This window comes from Roseateles sp. GW821-FHT03B02, from assembly GCF_059421025.1.
Map to the genome: position 1 here is coordinate 35,194 of NZ_JBWKUV010000007.1, position 15,174 is coordinate 50,367.

General features: G+C 66.9%; 11 protein-coding genes. 6 read left to right on the top strand and 5 right to left on the bottom strand.

Annotated features, from left to right (window positions below; translation table 11 throughout):
- Nucleotides 1–7 precede the first annotated feature (7 nt).
- Nucleotides 8–685, bottom strand: a complete 678-nt coding sequence (locus AC07VX_RS18440) for a transglutaminase-like cysteine peptidase (protein WP_493166055.1) — start codon at nucleotides 683–685, stop codon at nucleotides 8–10.
- A gap of 72 nt (nucleotides 686–757) precedes the next feature.
- Here AC07VX_RS18440 and AC07VX_RS18445 point away from each other — a divergent pair, with 72 nt between their 5' ends.
- Together AC07VX_RS18445 and AC07VX_RS18450 are read left to right on the top strand one after the other, a co-directional pair.
- Nucleotides 758–1,657 carry an HDOD domain-containing protein gene (locus AC07VX_RS18445; protein WP_493166054.1) on the top strand — a complete coding sequence of 300 codons (900 nt, stop codon included), beginning with the start codon at nucleotides 758–760 and terminating at the stop codon, nucleotides 1,655–1,657.
- A 5-nt stretch (nucleotides 1,658–1,662) separates the two neighbouring features.
- Complete coding sequence (locus AC07VX_RS18450; RefSeq protein ID WP_493166053.1) at nucleotides 1,663–2,229, top strand: hypothetical protein; 567 nt, start codon at nucleotides 1,663–1,665, stop codon at nucleotides 2,227–2,229.
- Here AC07VX_RS18450 and AC07VX_RS18455 read toward each other — a convergent pair.
- From AC07VX_RS18455 to aceE, 4 genes are all read right to left on the bottom strand, one after another.
- The gene (locus AC07VX_RS18455) at nucleotides 2,226–2,438 is read right to left on the bottom strand and encodes a hypothetical protein (RefSeq protein ID WP_493166052.1); all 213 of its coding nucleotides are present in this window, start codon (nucleotides 2,436–2,438) and stop codon (nucleotides 2,226–2,228) included. The two genes, AC07VX_RS18450 and AC07VX_RS18455, sit on opposite strands and share 4 nt — an antisense overlap.
- 122 nt (nucleotides 2,439–2,560) lie before the next feature.
- On the bottom strand, nucleotides 2,561–4,354 hold the full coding sequence (gene lpdA, locus AC07VX_RS18460) for a dihydrolipoyl dehydrogenase (protein ID WP_493166051.1): 1,794 nt from the start codon (nucleotides 4,352–4,354) through the stop codon (nucleotides 2,561–2,563).
- A 15-nt stretch (nucleotides 4,355–4,369) separates the two neighbouring features.
- On the bottom strand, nucleotides 4,370–6,025 hold the full coding sequence (gene aceF / locus AC07VX_RS18465; RefSeq protein ID WP_493166050.1) for a dihydrolipoyllysine-residue acetyltransferase: 1,656 nt from the start codon (nucleotides 6,023–6,025) through the stop codon (nucleotides 4,370–4,372).
- Between the two features lie 19 nt (nucleotides 6,026–6,044).
- Entirely contained in the window at nucleotides 6,045–8,756 is a 2,712-nt protein-coding gene (aceE, locus tag AC07VX_RS18470) for a pyruvate dehydrogenase (acetyl-transferring), homodimeric type (RefSeq protein WP_493166049.1), read from the bottom strand.
- Nucleotides 8,757–8,949: 193 nt separating this feature from the next.
- On the opposite strand from aceE, the gene AC07VX_RS18475 reads away from it, so the two are divergent.
- From AC07VX_RS18475 to AC07VX_RS18490, 4 genes are read left to right on the top strand one after another with little or no spacing between them, the layout of a single operon-like run.
- Nucleotides 8,950–11,541 (top strand): PAS domain S-box protein, encoded by a 2,592-nt coding sequence (locus AC07VX_RS18475; RefSeq protein ID WP_493166048.1) that lies wholly within the window; start codon nucleotides 8,950–8,952, stop codon nucleotides 11,539–11,541.
- Nucleotides 11,538–12,161: a response regulator transcription factor gene (locus AC07VX_RS18480; RefSeq protein ID WP_088483486.1), complete on the top strand. Its 624-nt coding sequence runs from the start codon at nucleotides 11,538–11,540 to the stop codon at nucleotides 12,159–12,161. The genes AC07VX_RS18475 and AC07VX_RS18480 overlap by 4 nt, the downstream gene beginning before the upstream one ends.
- 60 nt (nucleotides 12,162–12,221) lie before the next feature.
- Entirely contained in the window at nucleotides 12,222–13,082 is an 861-nt protein-coding gene (gene folD / locus AC07VX_RS18485; RefSeq protein WP_493166047.1) for a bifunctional methylenetetrahydrofolate dehydrogenase/methenyltetrahydrofolate cyclohydrolase FolD, read from the top strand.
- 2 nt (nucleotides 13,083–13,084) lie between these two features.
- Nucleotides 13,085–15,073, top strand: a complete 1,989-nt coding sequence (locus AC07VX_RS18490) for a M3 family metallopeptidase (RefSeq protein WP_493166046.1) — start codon at nucleotides 13,085–13,087, stop codon at nucleotides 15,071–15,073.
- The last annotated feature ends 101 nt before the right edge of the window (nucleotides 15,074–15,174 follow it).

Consider the following 15,174-nt stretch of genomic DNA (forward strand, 5'->3'; position numbering starts at 1 on the left):
CTCCCCATCACAAGAACCCCTCTGCTCTGACCTTGGCCACCAGCTCGCGCCACAACGACAGCCTCACCATCGGGTCACCCGACGTGACCTCGCCGACGCCCTGCCACAACCCCTCGGTGTTGAAGCTGAACACCGGCGTCAGGTCGGCCCGCTGCGACGCCGGCAGCACCTCGGGGCGCAGGTTGTCCAGGATCAGCGGCTCGGCGCCCGGCTGGGCATAGTAGGCCAGCACCATGTGCGCCAGCGACTGGCCCGACAGCCGCGCCCGCACATAGACCATGCGCAGCTTGGCCGTCGGCACCCCCGTGGCGGCGAGGCTGAAGTACTTGGCGATGGCGTAGTCCTCGCAGTCGCCGGCACGCTTTTCCAGGCTTTCCAGCGGCGAGGCCCAGTAATCGGGCACGCCCCAGGTGACCGAGTCGTCCTTGAAGGCCAGGCGGCGGTTGAAAAAGTCGTTGATCTCCCTGAGCCGAAGGAGCTCCTCCTGCGTGCCGCTGCGCTCGATCTGCTGCACGAGCGCCTGGGCCTGCTCCACGACGCGAGGCCCGCGGCCGGCCGCGGCCTGCAGCACACGCGCAGCGTCGTAGGCCGCCGCCGCCAGCAGGGGACTGACCAGCAGGACGGCCAGCCACCACCGCCGGCGCGAGCGGGGAGCATGGGCGACGCAGGGCTGGGAAGTGGGCAAGATTGACGGCAGGCTGCTTTGAATTCACTGTACCCGGCCCGATCGCGCCTACGGCACCTCTAAGATTTTCGGATGACGCAGAACCCGGCACCTTCCCACGCCAGCGGCGCCCGGACGCAGCAGATCCGCGACGACCTCGACCAGTCGCGCCGCCGCGGCCCCTTGCAGCAGATCCAGATCCCGCCCTGCCCGGAGTTGCTGGCCCAGCTGCAGCAGGCCATGAGCGAGCCGGAGCCCGACCTCAACGTCGTCGGCCGCATCGCCTCCAGCGACGTGGCCATGGCCGCGACGCTGCTGCGCATCGCCAACGGGCCCTTGTTCAAGCCGGTGGGACCGCCCTGCAACACCGTGGGCCAGGCGATGACACGCATCGGCTTGCGCGAGAGCGTGGCGGTGATGACCGGCTTCCTCGCCCGGCACGCCATCCCCGTCAACGCGCCGCAGCTGGCGCGCTTCTGGGAGCGCAGCACCAAGCGCGCCGTCGCGATGGCCACCATCGCCCAGCAGCTGCCGGGCCTGTCGCCCGACCTGGCGCACAGCTTCGGCCTGTTCCTGCACGTGGGCATGCCGGTGCTGCTGCAGAGCGTGCGCGGCTACGCGTCCACCATGGTCGAGGCGGCTGCTCGCATCGACCGGCCCTACATCGCCACCGAGAACGCCAACCACAAGACGGACCATGCCGTTGTCGGCGCGCTGGTCGTGCGGGTGTGGAACCTGCCGCCACTGCTGATGGCGGCCATCCGCTTGCACCACGACTTCGCCGCCCTCGGCCATGCCGACATCGACCCCGAGGTGCACACCCTCGTCGCCGCCGGCCTCATTGCCGAGCACCTGATGCGCCGCCACGAGGGGCTGCCCGAGGACGCAGACTGGTCCGGCCACCATCAGGCGGCGATGGACTGGCTGCACATCGGCTGGGACGATCTGGCCCAATGGGAAGAGGCCGTGACCGCGCAGCTCGACGCGGCCTGAGCCGGATGCGGCTGCCGCGCCTGCGCGTCCAGGTCCTCATCGCCATGGTGGTGGCAACGCTGGGCACGGTGGGCTGGTGGGTGTTCGGGCCACCCGGCGTGGCCGTCGAGCTGATCAGGCGCAGCTGGCGCATGGAGATCGTCATCGAGCGGCTGCGCACCGAGTCCGGGTCGGACTGGTGCGATGAACTGCCGGCCGACGCCCGCGACGTGACGCGGCGACTGATGGCCGACCCCACTGGCAAACGCACTGAACCCGCTGAGCGCTGCAGCTACACCCAGCTGGCCTGGCGGCGCAGCTGGATCGTGAAAAGCGAGGGCGGGCCCGACGAGCGCCCCGACTGGCCGCGCCCGCCGCTGCGCGTAGCCCCGCCGGGCGAGGCCGGCAGCGAGCGCATGGGCAAGCGCGAGGCCTTCTACGAGATCGAGCTCAGCGATGGCGGCGACCATGCCTGGACCTGCCGCGTCGACCTCGCGCGCTGGCAGCAGCTGCGCGTGGGGCAGCGCTTTCGCGTCCCCGTGGACCGGTTCGGCACGGCGGACTGCCCGCGCATGTACGAGTCCAGGCTCTAGTGGATCAACTGCCAGGCCCCGACGACGACATTGCCCCAGACCGTGACGTTGAACGCCAGCAACGTGAACACGCGCAGGAAGTTCCAGAACTTGCGCGCGCGCTCCAGTGCCTCATCGGAGCCGGTGAACACGTAGATGCCCATGAAGAGGGCCGACGGCAGCAGGGTGGCGGCCATGACCAGGGCCATGAACCAGTAGAAAACGCTCATGCCGGCATTGTCGCGAGACTCGGAACCCGGCAAACCCAGCGTTAGCCCGCAGGCGGCCGGCCATGAAAAAAGGCCCGCTCCGTTGCCGGAGCAGGCCTGCTTGACCGCCTGGCGATCAGGCCTTATTTCTTGCGCACCGGCGGAACGTCCGTGCAGGAGCCGTGGGCCACTTCGGCGGCCATGCCCAGGCTCTCGCCCAGCGTTGGGTGCGGGTGGATGGTCTTGCCGATGTCCACCGCGTCGGCGCCCATCTCGATGGCCAGGGCGATCTCGCCGATCATGTCGCCGGCATGCGTGCCGACGATGCCGCCGCCGATGATGCGGTGGCTCTCCTCGTCGAAGATCAGCTTGGTGAAGCCCTCGTCGCGGCCGTTGGCGATGGCGCGACCCGAGGCCGTCCATGGGAACAGGCCCTTGGTGAACTTCACGCCCCTGGCCTTGGCCTCGTCCTCGGTCATGCCCACCCAGGCCACTTCAGGGTCGGTGTAGGCCACGCTGGGGATCACGCGGGCGTCGAACTGGCTCTTCTTGAGCTTTTCATCGCCCAGGATCTCGCCGGCGCAGACCTCGGCCGCCACATGGCCCTCGTGCACCGCCTTGTGGGCCAGCATGGGCTGGCCGACGATGTCGCCGATGGCGAAGATGTTGGCGACGTTCGTGCGCATCTGCACGTCAACCGGGATGAAGCCGCGGTCGGTCACCACCACGCCGGCGTTCTCGGCAGCGATCTTCTTGCCGTTGGGCGTGCGGCCCACGGCCTGCAGCACCAGGTCGTAGCGCTGCGGCTCCTTAGGAGCACCTTCGCCTTCGAACGTCACGTAGATGCCGTCCGGCTTGGCCTCGGCACCCACCGTCTTCGTGTTCAACATGATGTTGTCGAAGCGGCCCTGGTTGAACTTCTGCCAGACCTTGACGAGGTCGCGGTCCGCGCCGGTCATCAGCGTGGGCAGCATCTCCACCACGTCAAGGCGGGCGCCCAGCGTGGAGTAGACCGTGCCCATTTCCAGGCCGATGATGCCGCCGCCGACGATGAGCATCTTCTGCGGCTTGACACCCATTTCGAGCGCGCCGGTCGAGTCGACGATGCGCGGGTCGTCGGGCAGGAAGGGCAGGCGCACGGCCTGTGAGCCGGCCGCGATGATGAGGCGCTTGAAGGCCACGGTCTGCGCCGTGCCGGTCTTGGCCTGGCCCGTGCCTTCGGTAGCTTCTACCTTCAGGTGCTGGGCATCCAGCAGCGCACCGTAGCCGCGCAGCACGGTCACCTTGCGCATCTTGGCCATGGCCGCGAGGCCGCCGGTCAGCTTGCCCGTCACCTTGTTCTTGTGGGCGCGCAGCTTGTCGATGTCCACCGTCGGCTCGCCGAAGGCCACGCCCAGGTCGGCCATGTGGCTGACCTCGTCCATGACAGCCGCGACGTGCAACAGCGCCTTGGACGGGATGCAGCCCACGTTCAGGCAGACGCCGCCCAGCGCCGCATAGCGCTCGACGATGGCGACCTTGAGGCCAAGGTCGGCCGCACGGAAGGCCGCCGAATAGCCGCCGGGGCCGCCGCCAAGGACGACGACGTCGAAGGCCTGGTCGGCGCTGCCGCTGTAGGTGGCGGCCGTGGGCGCCTGAAACGGTGCGGCAGCAGCTGCCGGTGCCGGCGCCGCCACGGCGGGCGCAGGCGCAGCGGCCGCGTCCGATTCCAGCGTCAGCACGACCGAGCCCTTGCTGACCTTGTCGCCCAGCTTGACCTTGAGTTCCTTGACGACGCCCGCGGCAGACGACGGAATCTCCATCGACGCCTTGTCGCTTTCGACGGTGATCAGGCTCTGCTCGACCTTGACGGTGTCGCCGGCCTTGACCAGCACCTCGATGACGCCGACTTCGTCGAAGTCGCCGATGTCGGGAACTTGAACTTCAATGAGTGCCATGAGTCCGGCTCCCGATCACAGGGCGATGCGGCGGAAGTCCGCCAGCAGCGACGCGAAGTAGACGTTGAAGCGCGCGGCGGCAGCGCCATCGATGACGCGATGGTCCCAGCTCAGCGACAGCGGCAGGATCAGGCGCGGCTGGAAGGCCTTGCCGTCCCACACGGGCTCCATCGAGCTCTTGCAGACGCCCATGATGGCCACTTCCGGCGCGTTGATGATGGGCGTGAAGTACTTGCCGCCGATGCCGCCGAGCGACGAGATGGAGAAGCAGCCGCCACTCATGTCTGCCGGGCCCAGCTTGCCATCACGCGCCTTCTTGGCCAGCTCCGACATCTCGGCGCTGATCTGGAAGATGCCCTTCTTGTCGGCGTCCTTGATGACGGGCACCACGAGGCCGTTGGGCGTGTCGGCCGCGAAACCGATGTGGAAGTAGTTCTTCAGCACCAGCGTGTCGCCGTCCAGCGAGCTGTTGAACTCGGGGAACTTCTTCAGCGCCGCGACGGCCGCCTTGATCATGAAGGCGAGCATCGTGACCTTGATGCCGGCCTTCTCGTTCTCCTTGTTCAGCTGGACGCGGAAGGCTTCCAGCTCGGTGATGTCGGCATCGTCATGGTTGGTGACGTGCGGGATGACGACCCAGTTGCGATGCAGGTTGGCGCCCGAGATCTTCTTGATGCGGGACAGATCCTTGCGCTCCACGGGGCCAAACTTCTCGAAGTCGACCTTGGGCCAGGCCAGCAGGTTCAGGCCTGCGCCGCCACCGCCTGCGGTTGCTGCAGGAGCTGCCGCCTTCTGCGCCGCAGTCTGCACGGCGCCCGACATGACGGACTTGACGAAGCCCTGAACGTCGCTCTCGACGATGCGGCCCTTGGCACCCGTGCCCTTCACTTCAGCCAGCGGCACGCCCAGCTCGCGGGCGAGCTTGCGGATGCTGGGCGAGGCGTGGGGCAGCTGGCCGGTCGGCGCGGTGGGCTGGTGGGCCGGCAGTGCGGCGGCAGCGGGCGCAGCGACCGCAGCGGCCACGGGCGCTGCAACGGCGGGCGCCGGAGCTTGAGCAGGCGCAGCAGAGGCAGGCGCAGGTGCACCGCCGGTGGCGGCCACACGGGCCAGCGGCGAACCCTTGCTGACCTTGTCGCCCACCTTGACCAGCAGTTCCTCGACGACGCCGGCGTGCGACGAGGGGATCTCCATCGACGCCTTGTCGCTCTCGACCGTGATGAGGCTCTGCTCGACCTTGACGGTGTCGCCGACCTTCACCAGCAGCTCGATGACGGCCACCTCGTCGAAGTCGCCGATGTCGGGAACCTCGATGGTGACGGGGCCGCTGCTCTGTGCCGGCGCTGCCACCGGAGCCGCCTGGGCGGGTGCAGCCGGTGCGGGGGCCGGTGCGGCGGCGGCCTGCGGCTGTGCCGTCGGCGCCGGCGCAGCTGCGCCCTCGCCTTCGACGAGGACCAGCACGCTGCCTTCCTTGACCTTGTCGCCCACGACGACCTTGATTTCCTTGACGACGCCGGCCTGCGAGGACGGGATCTCCATCGACGCCTTGTCGCTTTCCACCGTCACGAGGCTCTGCTCGACCTTGACGGTGTCGCCGACCTTGACCAGCACCTCGATGACGCCGACCTCGTCGAAATCGCCGATGTCGGGAACCTTGACTTCAACCAATGCCATTTGTTGTCTCCCCGGATGCTCAGGCGTAGAGCGGGTTGATCTTGTTGATGTCGATGCCGTACTTGGCGATCGCCTCTGCCACCTTGGCGACCGGGATCGCGCCTTCGTCGGCCAGCGTCTTCAGGGCCGCCACGACGATGTAGTGACGATTGACCTCGAAGTGCGCGCGCAGCTTGGATCGGAAGTCCGAACGCCCGAAGCCGTCGGTGCCCAGCACCTTGTAGGAACGGCCCTTGGGGATGAAGGCGCGGATCTGCTCGGCGTAGTTCTTCATGTAGTCGGTCGAAGCGATGACCGGGCCCTTGGTGTGGCCCAGCTGCTGCGTGACGAAGGGCACGCAGGCCAGCTCGGTCGGGTGCAGCAGGTTCCAGCGCTCGGCGTTCTGGCCGTCGCGGGCCAGTTCGTTGAAGCTCGGGCAGCTCCAGACGTTGGCGCCGATGCCCCACTCCTCTTCGAGCAGCATCTTGGCGATCTGGCTTTCGCGCAGGATGGTGCCCGAGCCCAGCAGGTTGACGCTGAGGGGCTTGGACGCGTCCGCCTCTTCCAGCAGGTACATGCCCTTGAGGATCTGCTCTTCGGTACCAGCCTTCAGGCCCGGCATCGGGTAGTTCTCGTTCAGCAGGGTGATGTAGTAGAAGACGTTTTCCTGGTCTTCCACCATGCGCTTCAAGCCGCGCTGCATGATGACGGCGACTTCGTGGGCGAAGGTCGGGTCATAGGACACGCAGTTGGGGATCGTGCCGGCCAGGATGTGGCTGTGGCCGTCCTCGTGCTGCAGGCCTTCGCCGTTCAGCGTCGTGCGGCCGGAGGTGCCGCCCAGCAGGAAGCCACGGGCCTGCATGTCGCCAGCGGCCCAGGCCAGGTCGCCGATGCGCTGGAAGCCGAACATCGAGTAGTAGACGTAGAACGGGATCATGATCCGGTTGTTCGTCGAGTAGCTCGTGGCGGCTGCCACCCAGCTGGCCATGCCGCCGGCTTCGTTGATGCCTTCCTGCAGGATCTGGCCGGCCTTGTCCTCCCGGTAGTACATCACCTGGTCCTTGTCGACCGGGGTGTAGAGCTGACCCTTGGGGTTGTAGATGCCGATCTGGCGGAACAGGCCTTCCATGCCGAAGGTGCGGGCCTCGTCGACGAGGATGGGCACGACGCGCGGGCCGATCTCCTTGTCGCGCAGCAGCTGCGTCAGGAAGCGGACGTAGGCCTGGGTGGTCGAGATCTCGCGGCCTTCGGCGGTCGGGTCAAGCACGGCCTGGAAAGTGGTCAGCTCGGGCACCTTGAACTGCTCGTCGGCCTTGGCGCGGCGATGCGGCAGGTAGCCGCCCAGCGCCTGGCGGCGCTCGTGCAGGTAGCGCATCTCGGGCGTGTCGTCGGCAGGCTTGTAGTACGGGAGCTTGGGCAGCTCGCTGTCCGGCACCGGGATGTTGAAGCGGTCGCGGATGTACTTGATGTCGTCGTCCGTCAGCTTTTTGGTCTGATGGACGGTGTTCTTGCCCTCGCCGGCCTTGCCCATGCCATAGCCCTTGACGGTCTTGACTAGCAGCACGGTGGGCTGGCCCGTCGTGTTGTTGTGGGCCTTGTGGAAGGCTGCATAGACCTTCTCGGGTTCGTGGCCGCCGCGGCGCAGCTCGAAGATCTCGTCGTCACTCATGTGCGCGACGAGCTTGGCGGTCTCGGGGTACTTGCCGAAGAAATGCTTGCGGACGTAGGCGCCGTCGTTGGCCTTCATGGCCTGGTAGTCGCCGTCCAGCGTCTCGGCCATCAGCTGCTTGAGCTTGCCGCTCTTGTCACGCGCCAGCAGTTCGTCCCAGCCCTTGCCCCAGATCAGCTTGATGACGTTCCAGCCGCTGCCGCGGAACTCGCCTTCCAGCTCCTGGATGATCTTGCCGTTGCCACGCACCGGGCCGTCCAGGCGCTGCAGGTTGCAGTTGACGACGAAGACCAGGTTGTCCAGGCCCTCGCGCGCGGCCAGGCTGATGGCGCCCAGGCTTTCGGGCTCGTCCATCTCGCCGTCGCCCATGAAGGCCCAGACCTTGCGGTTCTCGGTGTTGGCGATGCCGCGGGCGTGCAGGTACTTCAGGAAGCGGGCCTGGTAGATCGCCATCAGCGGGCCGAGGCCCATGCTGACGGTCGGGAACTGCCAGAAGTTGGGCATCAGCTTGGGGTGGGGGTAGCTGGACAGGCCCTTGCCGTCCACTTCCTGGCGGAAGTTGTCGAGCTGGTCTTCGGTCAGCCGGCCTTCCAGGAAGGCGCGCGCGTAGACCCCCGGCGCGCTGTGGCCCTGGATATAGAGGCAGTCGCCACCATGGCCTTCGCTCTCGGCGTGCCAGAAGTGGTTGAAGCCGGCGCCCAGCATGGAAGCCAGCGAGGCGAAGGAGCCGATGTGACCGCCCAGGTCACCGCCGTCAGCCGGGTTCAGGCGGTTGGCGCGCACCACCATGGCCATCGCGTTCCAGCGCATGTAGGCGCGCAGGCGCTTCTCGATCTGGATGTTGCCGGGGCAGCGGGCCTCCTGGTCGGCGGCGATGGTGTTGACGTAACCCGTGGTGGCCGAGAACGGCAGGTCGATGTTGTGTTGGCGCGCGTGCTCCAGCATCTCCTCGATCAGGAAGTGCGCGCGCTCGGCGCCTTCACGGTCGATGACGGCGGACAGCGCGTCCAGCCACTCCTTGGTTTCCTGTGGGTCAGCGTCGTTCGATGCGACGCCTAGAAAGTCTTGCGGCTGGGCTGACATGGCCGGTCTCCTGGTGAATTCCGCCTCTGACGGGCGGAAGTGGCTGTTCTAACAGGGCTACAGGGTGCAAAGCGCAGGCACCAGGCCCGCGAGCGGCCGAAGTGTCTCATAAGCTCTGCCATTTCCCAAATGGTGCGAAGCGATTTCTTATTGTGAAATTCATCAAGCCGACATCGCCCCGGATAATTTGCCCATGCCCCCTGTTTCCGCCCCGCCCAACCGCAGCCAGCGCTGGATCGCCACGCTGCGCCGACTGGTCACCACCTGGTGGTTCCGCCAGTCGCCCTCGCGCCAGGACCGGCTGGCAACGCTGGGCCCGCTGATCTCGGTGCTGCTGTTCCTGGCGGCCATCATTTCGGCCTTCTGGTACCTGCGCAACGAGGAAATCGAGCGCGAGACCGAGTCGGTCAAGCGCGACACCGAGATCGCCCAGCAGCAGATCCGCCTGCGCCTCATCGAGAACCAGGAGCAGCTGGTGCGCATCGCGCGCGAGGTCGTCACGCGCCAGATCGACGCCCATGAGTTCTCCGCCCAGGCCCAGGCCTTCGCCCGCGAGCGACCCGAGCTGATGCATGTGACCTGGCTCAGCGCCAAGCGCGAGCGCCGCAGCAGCGTGGGCGCAGCAGGCTTCCAGGCCGACGGGCTGATGTCGGCCAGCGGCGACGACCCCTCCATGCCCGTGTCCAACCAGTCGAACGCGGCCGAGATCGCATTCGAGGCCGCCAAGGACCGGCGCCAGCCGGTCTACTCGCCGCCATTCACGGACGCCAACGGCACCACCGTCTTCCAGCTCCACATCCCGTTGATCGACCGCGGCGGCTTCGCCGGCGTGCTGATCGCCGAGTACACCGTCGAGGCTCTGCTGCGCTATTACGTGCCCAGCGAGGTGGCCACCCGCCACAGCATCGCCGTGCTGGATGCGCGCGATCAGGTCGTCAGCAGCACCGTCACGCCCATGCCCGGACAGGTGCTGCGTCGCGCCTCGCTGCTGCACGACGTGCCGCTGGCGCCGGCGCTCAACGGCCTGGTACTGCGCGGCCAGGGCTGGCGCACGTCCATCGGCCTCATCAACAACGCGCTGTTCTGGCTCGTGCTCGCGCTGGCGGGCATGACGGTGTGGATGCTGCTGGGCACCTGGCGTCACATGCGCCGGCGCACGCAGATCCAGAACGCGCTGACGCTCGAGACCAATTTCCGCCGCGCCATGGAGAACTCCATGCTGACGGGCATGCGCGCCATGGATATGGAAACGCGCATCACCTACGTGAACCCGGCCTTCTGCGCGATGACGGGTTTCTCGGAGGCCGACCTGGTGGGCCGCACGCCGCCCTACCCCTTCTGGCCCGCTGACCGGCGCGAGGAGAACGCGCGGCTCCTGCAGCAGGAACTGCAGGGCCGCAGCCCGTCCGGCGGCGTCGAGGTGAAGATCCAGCGCAAGGACGGCAGCCAGTTCGACGCCCGCGTCTACGTGTCGCCACTGGTGGACACCAAGGGCAAGCAGACCGGCTGGATGACCTCGATGACCAACATCACCGAGGCCAAGCGCGTGCGCGACCAGCTGTCGGCCTCGCACGAGCGTTTCACGACCGTGCTGGAAGGCCTGGACGCAGCCGTGTCCGTGCTGTCGGTGCAGCCGCCCGAGCTGCTGTTCGCCAACCGCAGCTATCGCCTGTGGTTCGGCGCAGACCCCGCCGGTCATGCGCTGCTGGCCGGTGGCCACCTGCTGGGCACGACCAGCCGCCGCGGCCCGCTGGACGACGGCGCCGACGAGGTCGACGACTACTCCGGCCTGCCCGCCGAGGCCCTGACTGATGTGGGCTCGGATCCGCGCGAGGTCTATGTCGAGTCCCTGGCCATGTGGTTCGACGTTCGCGCGCGCTACCTCCAATGGACCGACGGACGCCTGGCGCAGATGCTGATCGCCACCGACATCACCATGCGCCGCCACGCCGAGGCGCAGGCCGCGCTGCAGGCCGAGAAGGCGCAAGTGACGAGCCGGTTGATGACCATGGGCGAGATGGCCTCCAGCGTGGCCCACGAGCTGAACCAGCCGCTGACCGCCATCACCAACTACTGCAACGGCATGGTCAGCCGCGTGCGCAATGACAGCATCGACAAGGATGCACTGATGGCCGCGCTGACCAAGACGGCCAAGCAGGCCGAGCGCGCCGGCCAGATCATTCACCGCATCCGCAACTTCGTGAAGCGCAGCGAGCCGCAGCGCCAACCGGCCCACGCGGCCGACATCGTGGAGGACGCGGTCGAGTTGGCCGGCATCGAGCTGCGCCGCCGCAACGTCGCCATCCACACCTATGTGGCCCAGCGTCTGCCGCAGCTGATGGTGGACCCCATCCTCATCGAGCAGGTGCTGATGAACCTGCTGAAGAACGCCGCCGAGGCCATCGACAATGCCTCGCTGCCCACCTCGCGCCGCCACATCGAGCTGCGCGTCGTGCCCAAGCACAGCGCGGAGCTGGGAGGGCAGATCGAGTTCTCCGTGACCGACATGGGGCCGGGTTTGCCCGATGAAGTGCTGGCCCGTATGTATGAGGCATTTTTCTCGACAAAAGCCGACGGATTGGGCATCGGATTAGGGTTATGCCGGTCTATCGTCGAGTCCCACCAGGGCCGGATAAAAGCCGAGAACCTCTACAATGGCTCCTTGGTCGTTGGCTGCCGATTCGCCTTCACGATACCCGTCACCATCACCTCAGAACAACTGCGTCAGGAAGCCTCGCCAGGCACTCCCGGCAGCGCTCAGAGAACCGAACCCACAGCACCATGAGCTTGATCCCCAAGAAGGGCAACGTCTACGTTGTCGATGACGACGAAGCGGTCCGCGACTCCCTGCAGTGGCTTCTCGAAGGTAAGGACTACCGGGTCAAGTGCTTTGACTCCGCCGAGTCCTTCCTCGCCCGCTACGACCCCCGCGAAGTCGCCTGCCTGATCGCCGACATCCGCATGGACGGCATGACCGGCCTGGAACTCCAGGACCGCCTCATCGAGCGCAAGAGCCCATTGCCCATCGTCTTCATCACCGGCCACGGCGACGTGCCCATGGCGGTGCAGACGATGAAGAAGGGCGCGATGGACTTCATCGAGAAGCCCTTCAAGGAAGAGGAGCTGCTGGCCCTCGTGGAGCGCATGCTCGACCAGGCCCGCGACGCCTTCTCCAGCCACCAGGAAGCCGCCAGCCGCGACGCCCTGCTGGCCCGCCTGACGACGCGCGAGGCGCAGGTGCTGGAGCGGATCGTCGCCGGCCGCCTGAACAAGCAGATCGCTGATGACCTCGGCATCAGTATCAAGACGGTCGAGGCGCACCGCGCCAACATCATGGAAAAGCTCAACGCCAACACCGTTGCCGATCTGCTGAAGATCGCGCTCGGTGCCACCGCCAAGGCTTAAACACCCGCATCTCACCTAGAGGCCGCTGCATGCGGCCTCTTTGCATTTAGGAGTTCAAAGATGACTGCCCAACTGATCGACGGCCTCGCCCTGGCCAAGCAACTGCGTTCTGAGGCCGCCACCCGCGCCGCTGCGCTGACAGCCCAGGGCCGCCAGCCCGGCCTCGCCGTCGTCCTCGTCGGCGACAACCAGGCCAGCCAGGTCTATGTGCGCAACAAGGTCAAGGCCTGCGAGGAAGCCGGCATCCGCTCGGTGCTGGAAAAGTACGACGCCTCCATGACCGAAGCCGAACTGCTGGCCCGCGTCGACGCGCTGAACAATGACCCGACCATCCACGGCATCCTGGTCCAGCTGCCCCTGCCCAAGCACATCGACGACCACAAGGTCATCGAAGCCATCGCTCCCTCCAAGGACGTGGACGGCTTCCACGTCGCCAGCGCCGGCGCGCTGATGGTGGGCGAGCCGGGCTTCAAGGCCTGCACGCCTTACGGCTGCATGAAGATGCTGGAGAGCATCGGCATGGGTAATCTCAAGGGCAAGCACGCCGTCGTCATCGGCCGCAGCAACATCGTCGGCAAGCCCATGGCCATGATGCTGCTGGCCGCCAACGCCACCGTCACCGTCTGCCACAGCGGCACGGCCGACCTCGGAGCCATGACCCGCCAGGCCGACGTCATCGTCGCCGCCGTCGGCAAGCGCAACGTGCTGACGGCCGACATGGTCAAACCCGGCGCCGTGGTCATCGACGTGGGCATGAACCGCAACGACGAAGGCAAGCTCTGCGGTGACGTGGACTTCGACGGCGTGAAGGACGTGGCCGGCTGGATCACCCCTGTCCCCGGTGGGGTCGGCCCGATGACCATTGCCATGCTGCTGGTCAACACGCTTGAATCCGCGGAACGTGCCGCCAAGTCCGCCTGACCATGACCAATCCCCTGCTCTCCACTGCCCCCCTGCCCGACTTCGCAGCCATCCGCCCCGAGCATGTGCAGCCCGCCATCACGGAGCTGCTGGCCGCCGCACAGGCCGCGCTGGACGAAGCCGTAAAGCCAGAGACGCCGGCTGACTACGATGCGCTTTCGCGCATCCTCGACACCGCCACGGAGCGCATGGGCACGGCCTGGGGTGCCGTGGGCCACCTGAACGCCGTCGCCGACACGCCGGCGTTGCGCGAGGCTTACAACGCCATGCTGCCGGCCGTCACCGAATTCAGCACGGCCATGGGCGCCAATGAGGCACTGTTCGCCAAATACAAGGCCGTCATGGCCGCTCAGGGCGCCAGCCTGAGCAAGCCCCGCCAGCAACTGCTCAAGCACGCCATCCGCGACTTCGTGCTGTCCGGTGCCGAGCTGCAGGGCAAGGCCCGTGAGCGCTATGCCGCCATCCAGGAGCGCAGCGCCGAGCTGCAGCAGCAGTTCAGCGAGCATGTGCTGGACGCGACCGACGGCTGGAGCTATGTCGCCAGCGCCGAGGAACTGGCCGGCGTGCCTCAGGACGTGCTGGACGCAACCCGACTCGACGATGGCGGCCACAAGCTGACGCTGCACTTCCCGGTCTACCTGCCCGTCATGCAGTACGCCGAGAACCGCGAGTTGCGCGAGAAGCTCTACCGCGCCTACGTGACCCGCGCCAGCGAGTCCGGCAAGCCCGAGTGGGACAACACCGCCGCCATGCGCGAGATCGTCGCGCTGCGCCAGGAAGAGGCACAGTTGCTGGGCTACGCCAGCTTTGCCGAAGTGTCGCTGGCGCCCAAGATGGCATCCACGCCCGCCGAGGTCAAGACGTTCCTGCGCGACCTCGCCAAGCGCGCCCGTCCATTCGCCGAGAAGGACCTGGCCGAGCTGCGCGAGTTCAGCAAGGGTCAGCCACTGGAATCCTGGGACGTCTCCTACTGGAGCGAAAAGCTCAAGGAAGCCCGATACGCCTTCAGCGACCAGACTGTGAAGCAGTACTTCACGGCCACCAAGGTCGTGCCCGGCCTGTTCTCCATCATCGAGCGCCTGTTCGATGTGTCCATCTCGGAGGCCAAAGCGCCGGTCTGGCACGAGACGGTGAAGTTCTACGAGATGCGCCGCGGCGGTCAGCTCATCGCGCAGTTCTACCTCGACCTCTACGCCCGCACGGGCAAGCGCCCCGGCGCCTGGATGGACGAGGTGCGCAGCCGCTGGCTCAAGCCCACGGGCGAGCAGCAGACGCCCGTCGCGCTGCTGACCTGCAACTTCGCGTCACCGCTCGGCGACAAGCCGGCGCTGTTGACCCACGACGACGTTATTACCCTCTTCCATGAGTTCGGCCACGGCCTGCACCACATGCTGACGCAGGTGAACGACCTCGGCGTGTCCGGCATCTCCGGCGTGGAGTGGGACGCCGTCGAGCTGCCCAGCCAGTTCATGGAGAACTTCTGCTGGGAATGGGATGTGCTGCAACAGCTCAGCGGCCACGTCGACAGCGGTGCACCGCTGCCGCGCGAGCTGTTCGACAAGATGACCGCGGCCAAGAACTTCCAGAGCGGGCTGATGACACTGCGCCAGATCGAGTTCGCCCTGTTCGACATGCGCCTGCACGGCGAGCCTGGCGCGGAAGACGACGTGCAGAAGGTGCTGGACGAGGTGCGTGCCGAGGTCGCCGTGCTGATCCCGCCCAGCTTCAACCGCTTCCAGCACAGCTTCTCGCACATATTCGCGGGCGGCTACGCGGCGGGCTACTACAGCTACAAGTGGGCGGAGCTGCTCAGTGCCGACGCCTGGAGTGCCTTCGAGGAAGAAGGCGTGTTCAACGCTGCCACCGGCAAGCGCTTCTTGACTGAAGTGCTGGAGCAAGGCGGCGCGCGCGACGCCATCGAAAACTTCAAGGCCTTCCGCGGTCGCGAGCCCCGGATCGACGCGCTGCTGAGGCATCAGGGCATGGGCTGAGCGCGCGGCCAGATCCGCCAAATAGTTCGCGGCATTGCGGCCCGGCTGCGGGAATTCCACCCGACTGCGGGTGGCCGGAGCCGGACGACGGCCAAGACAAT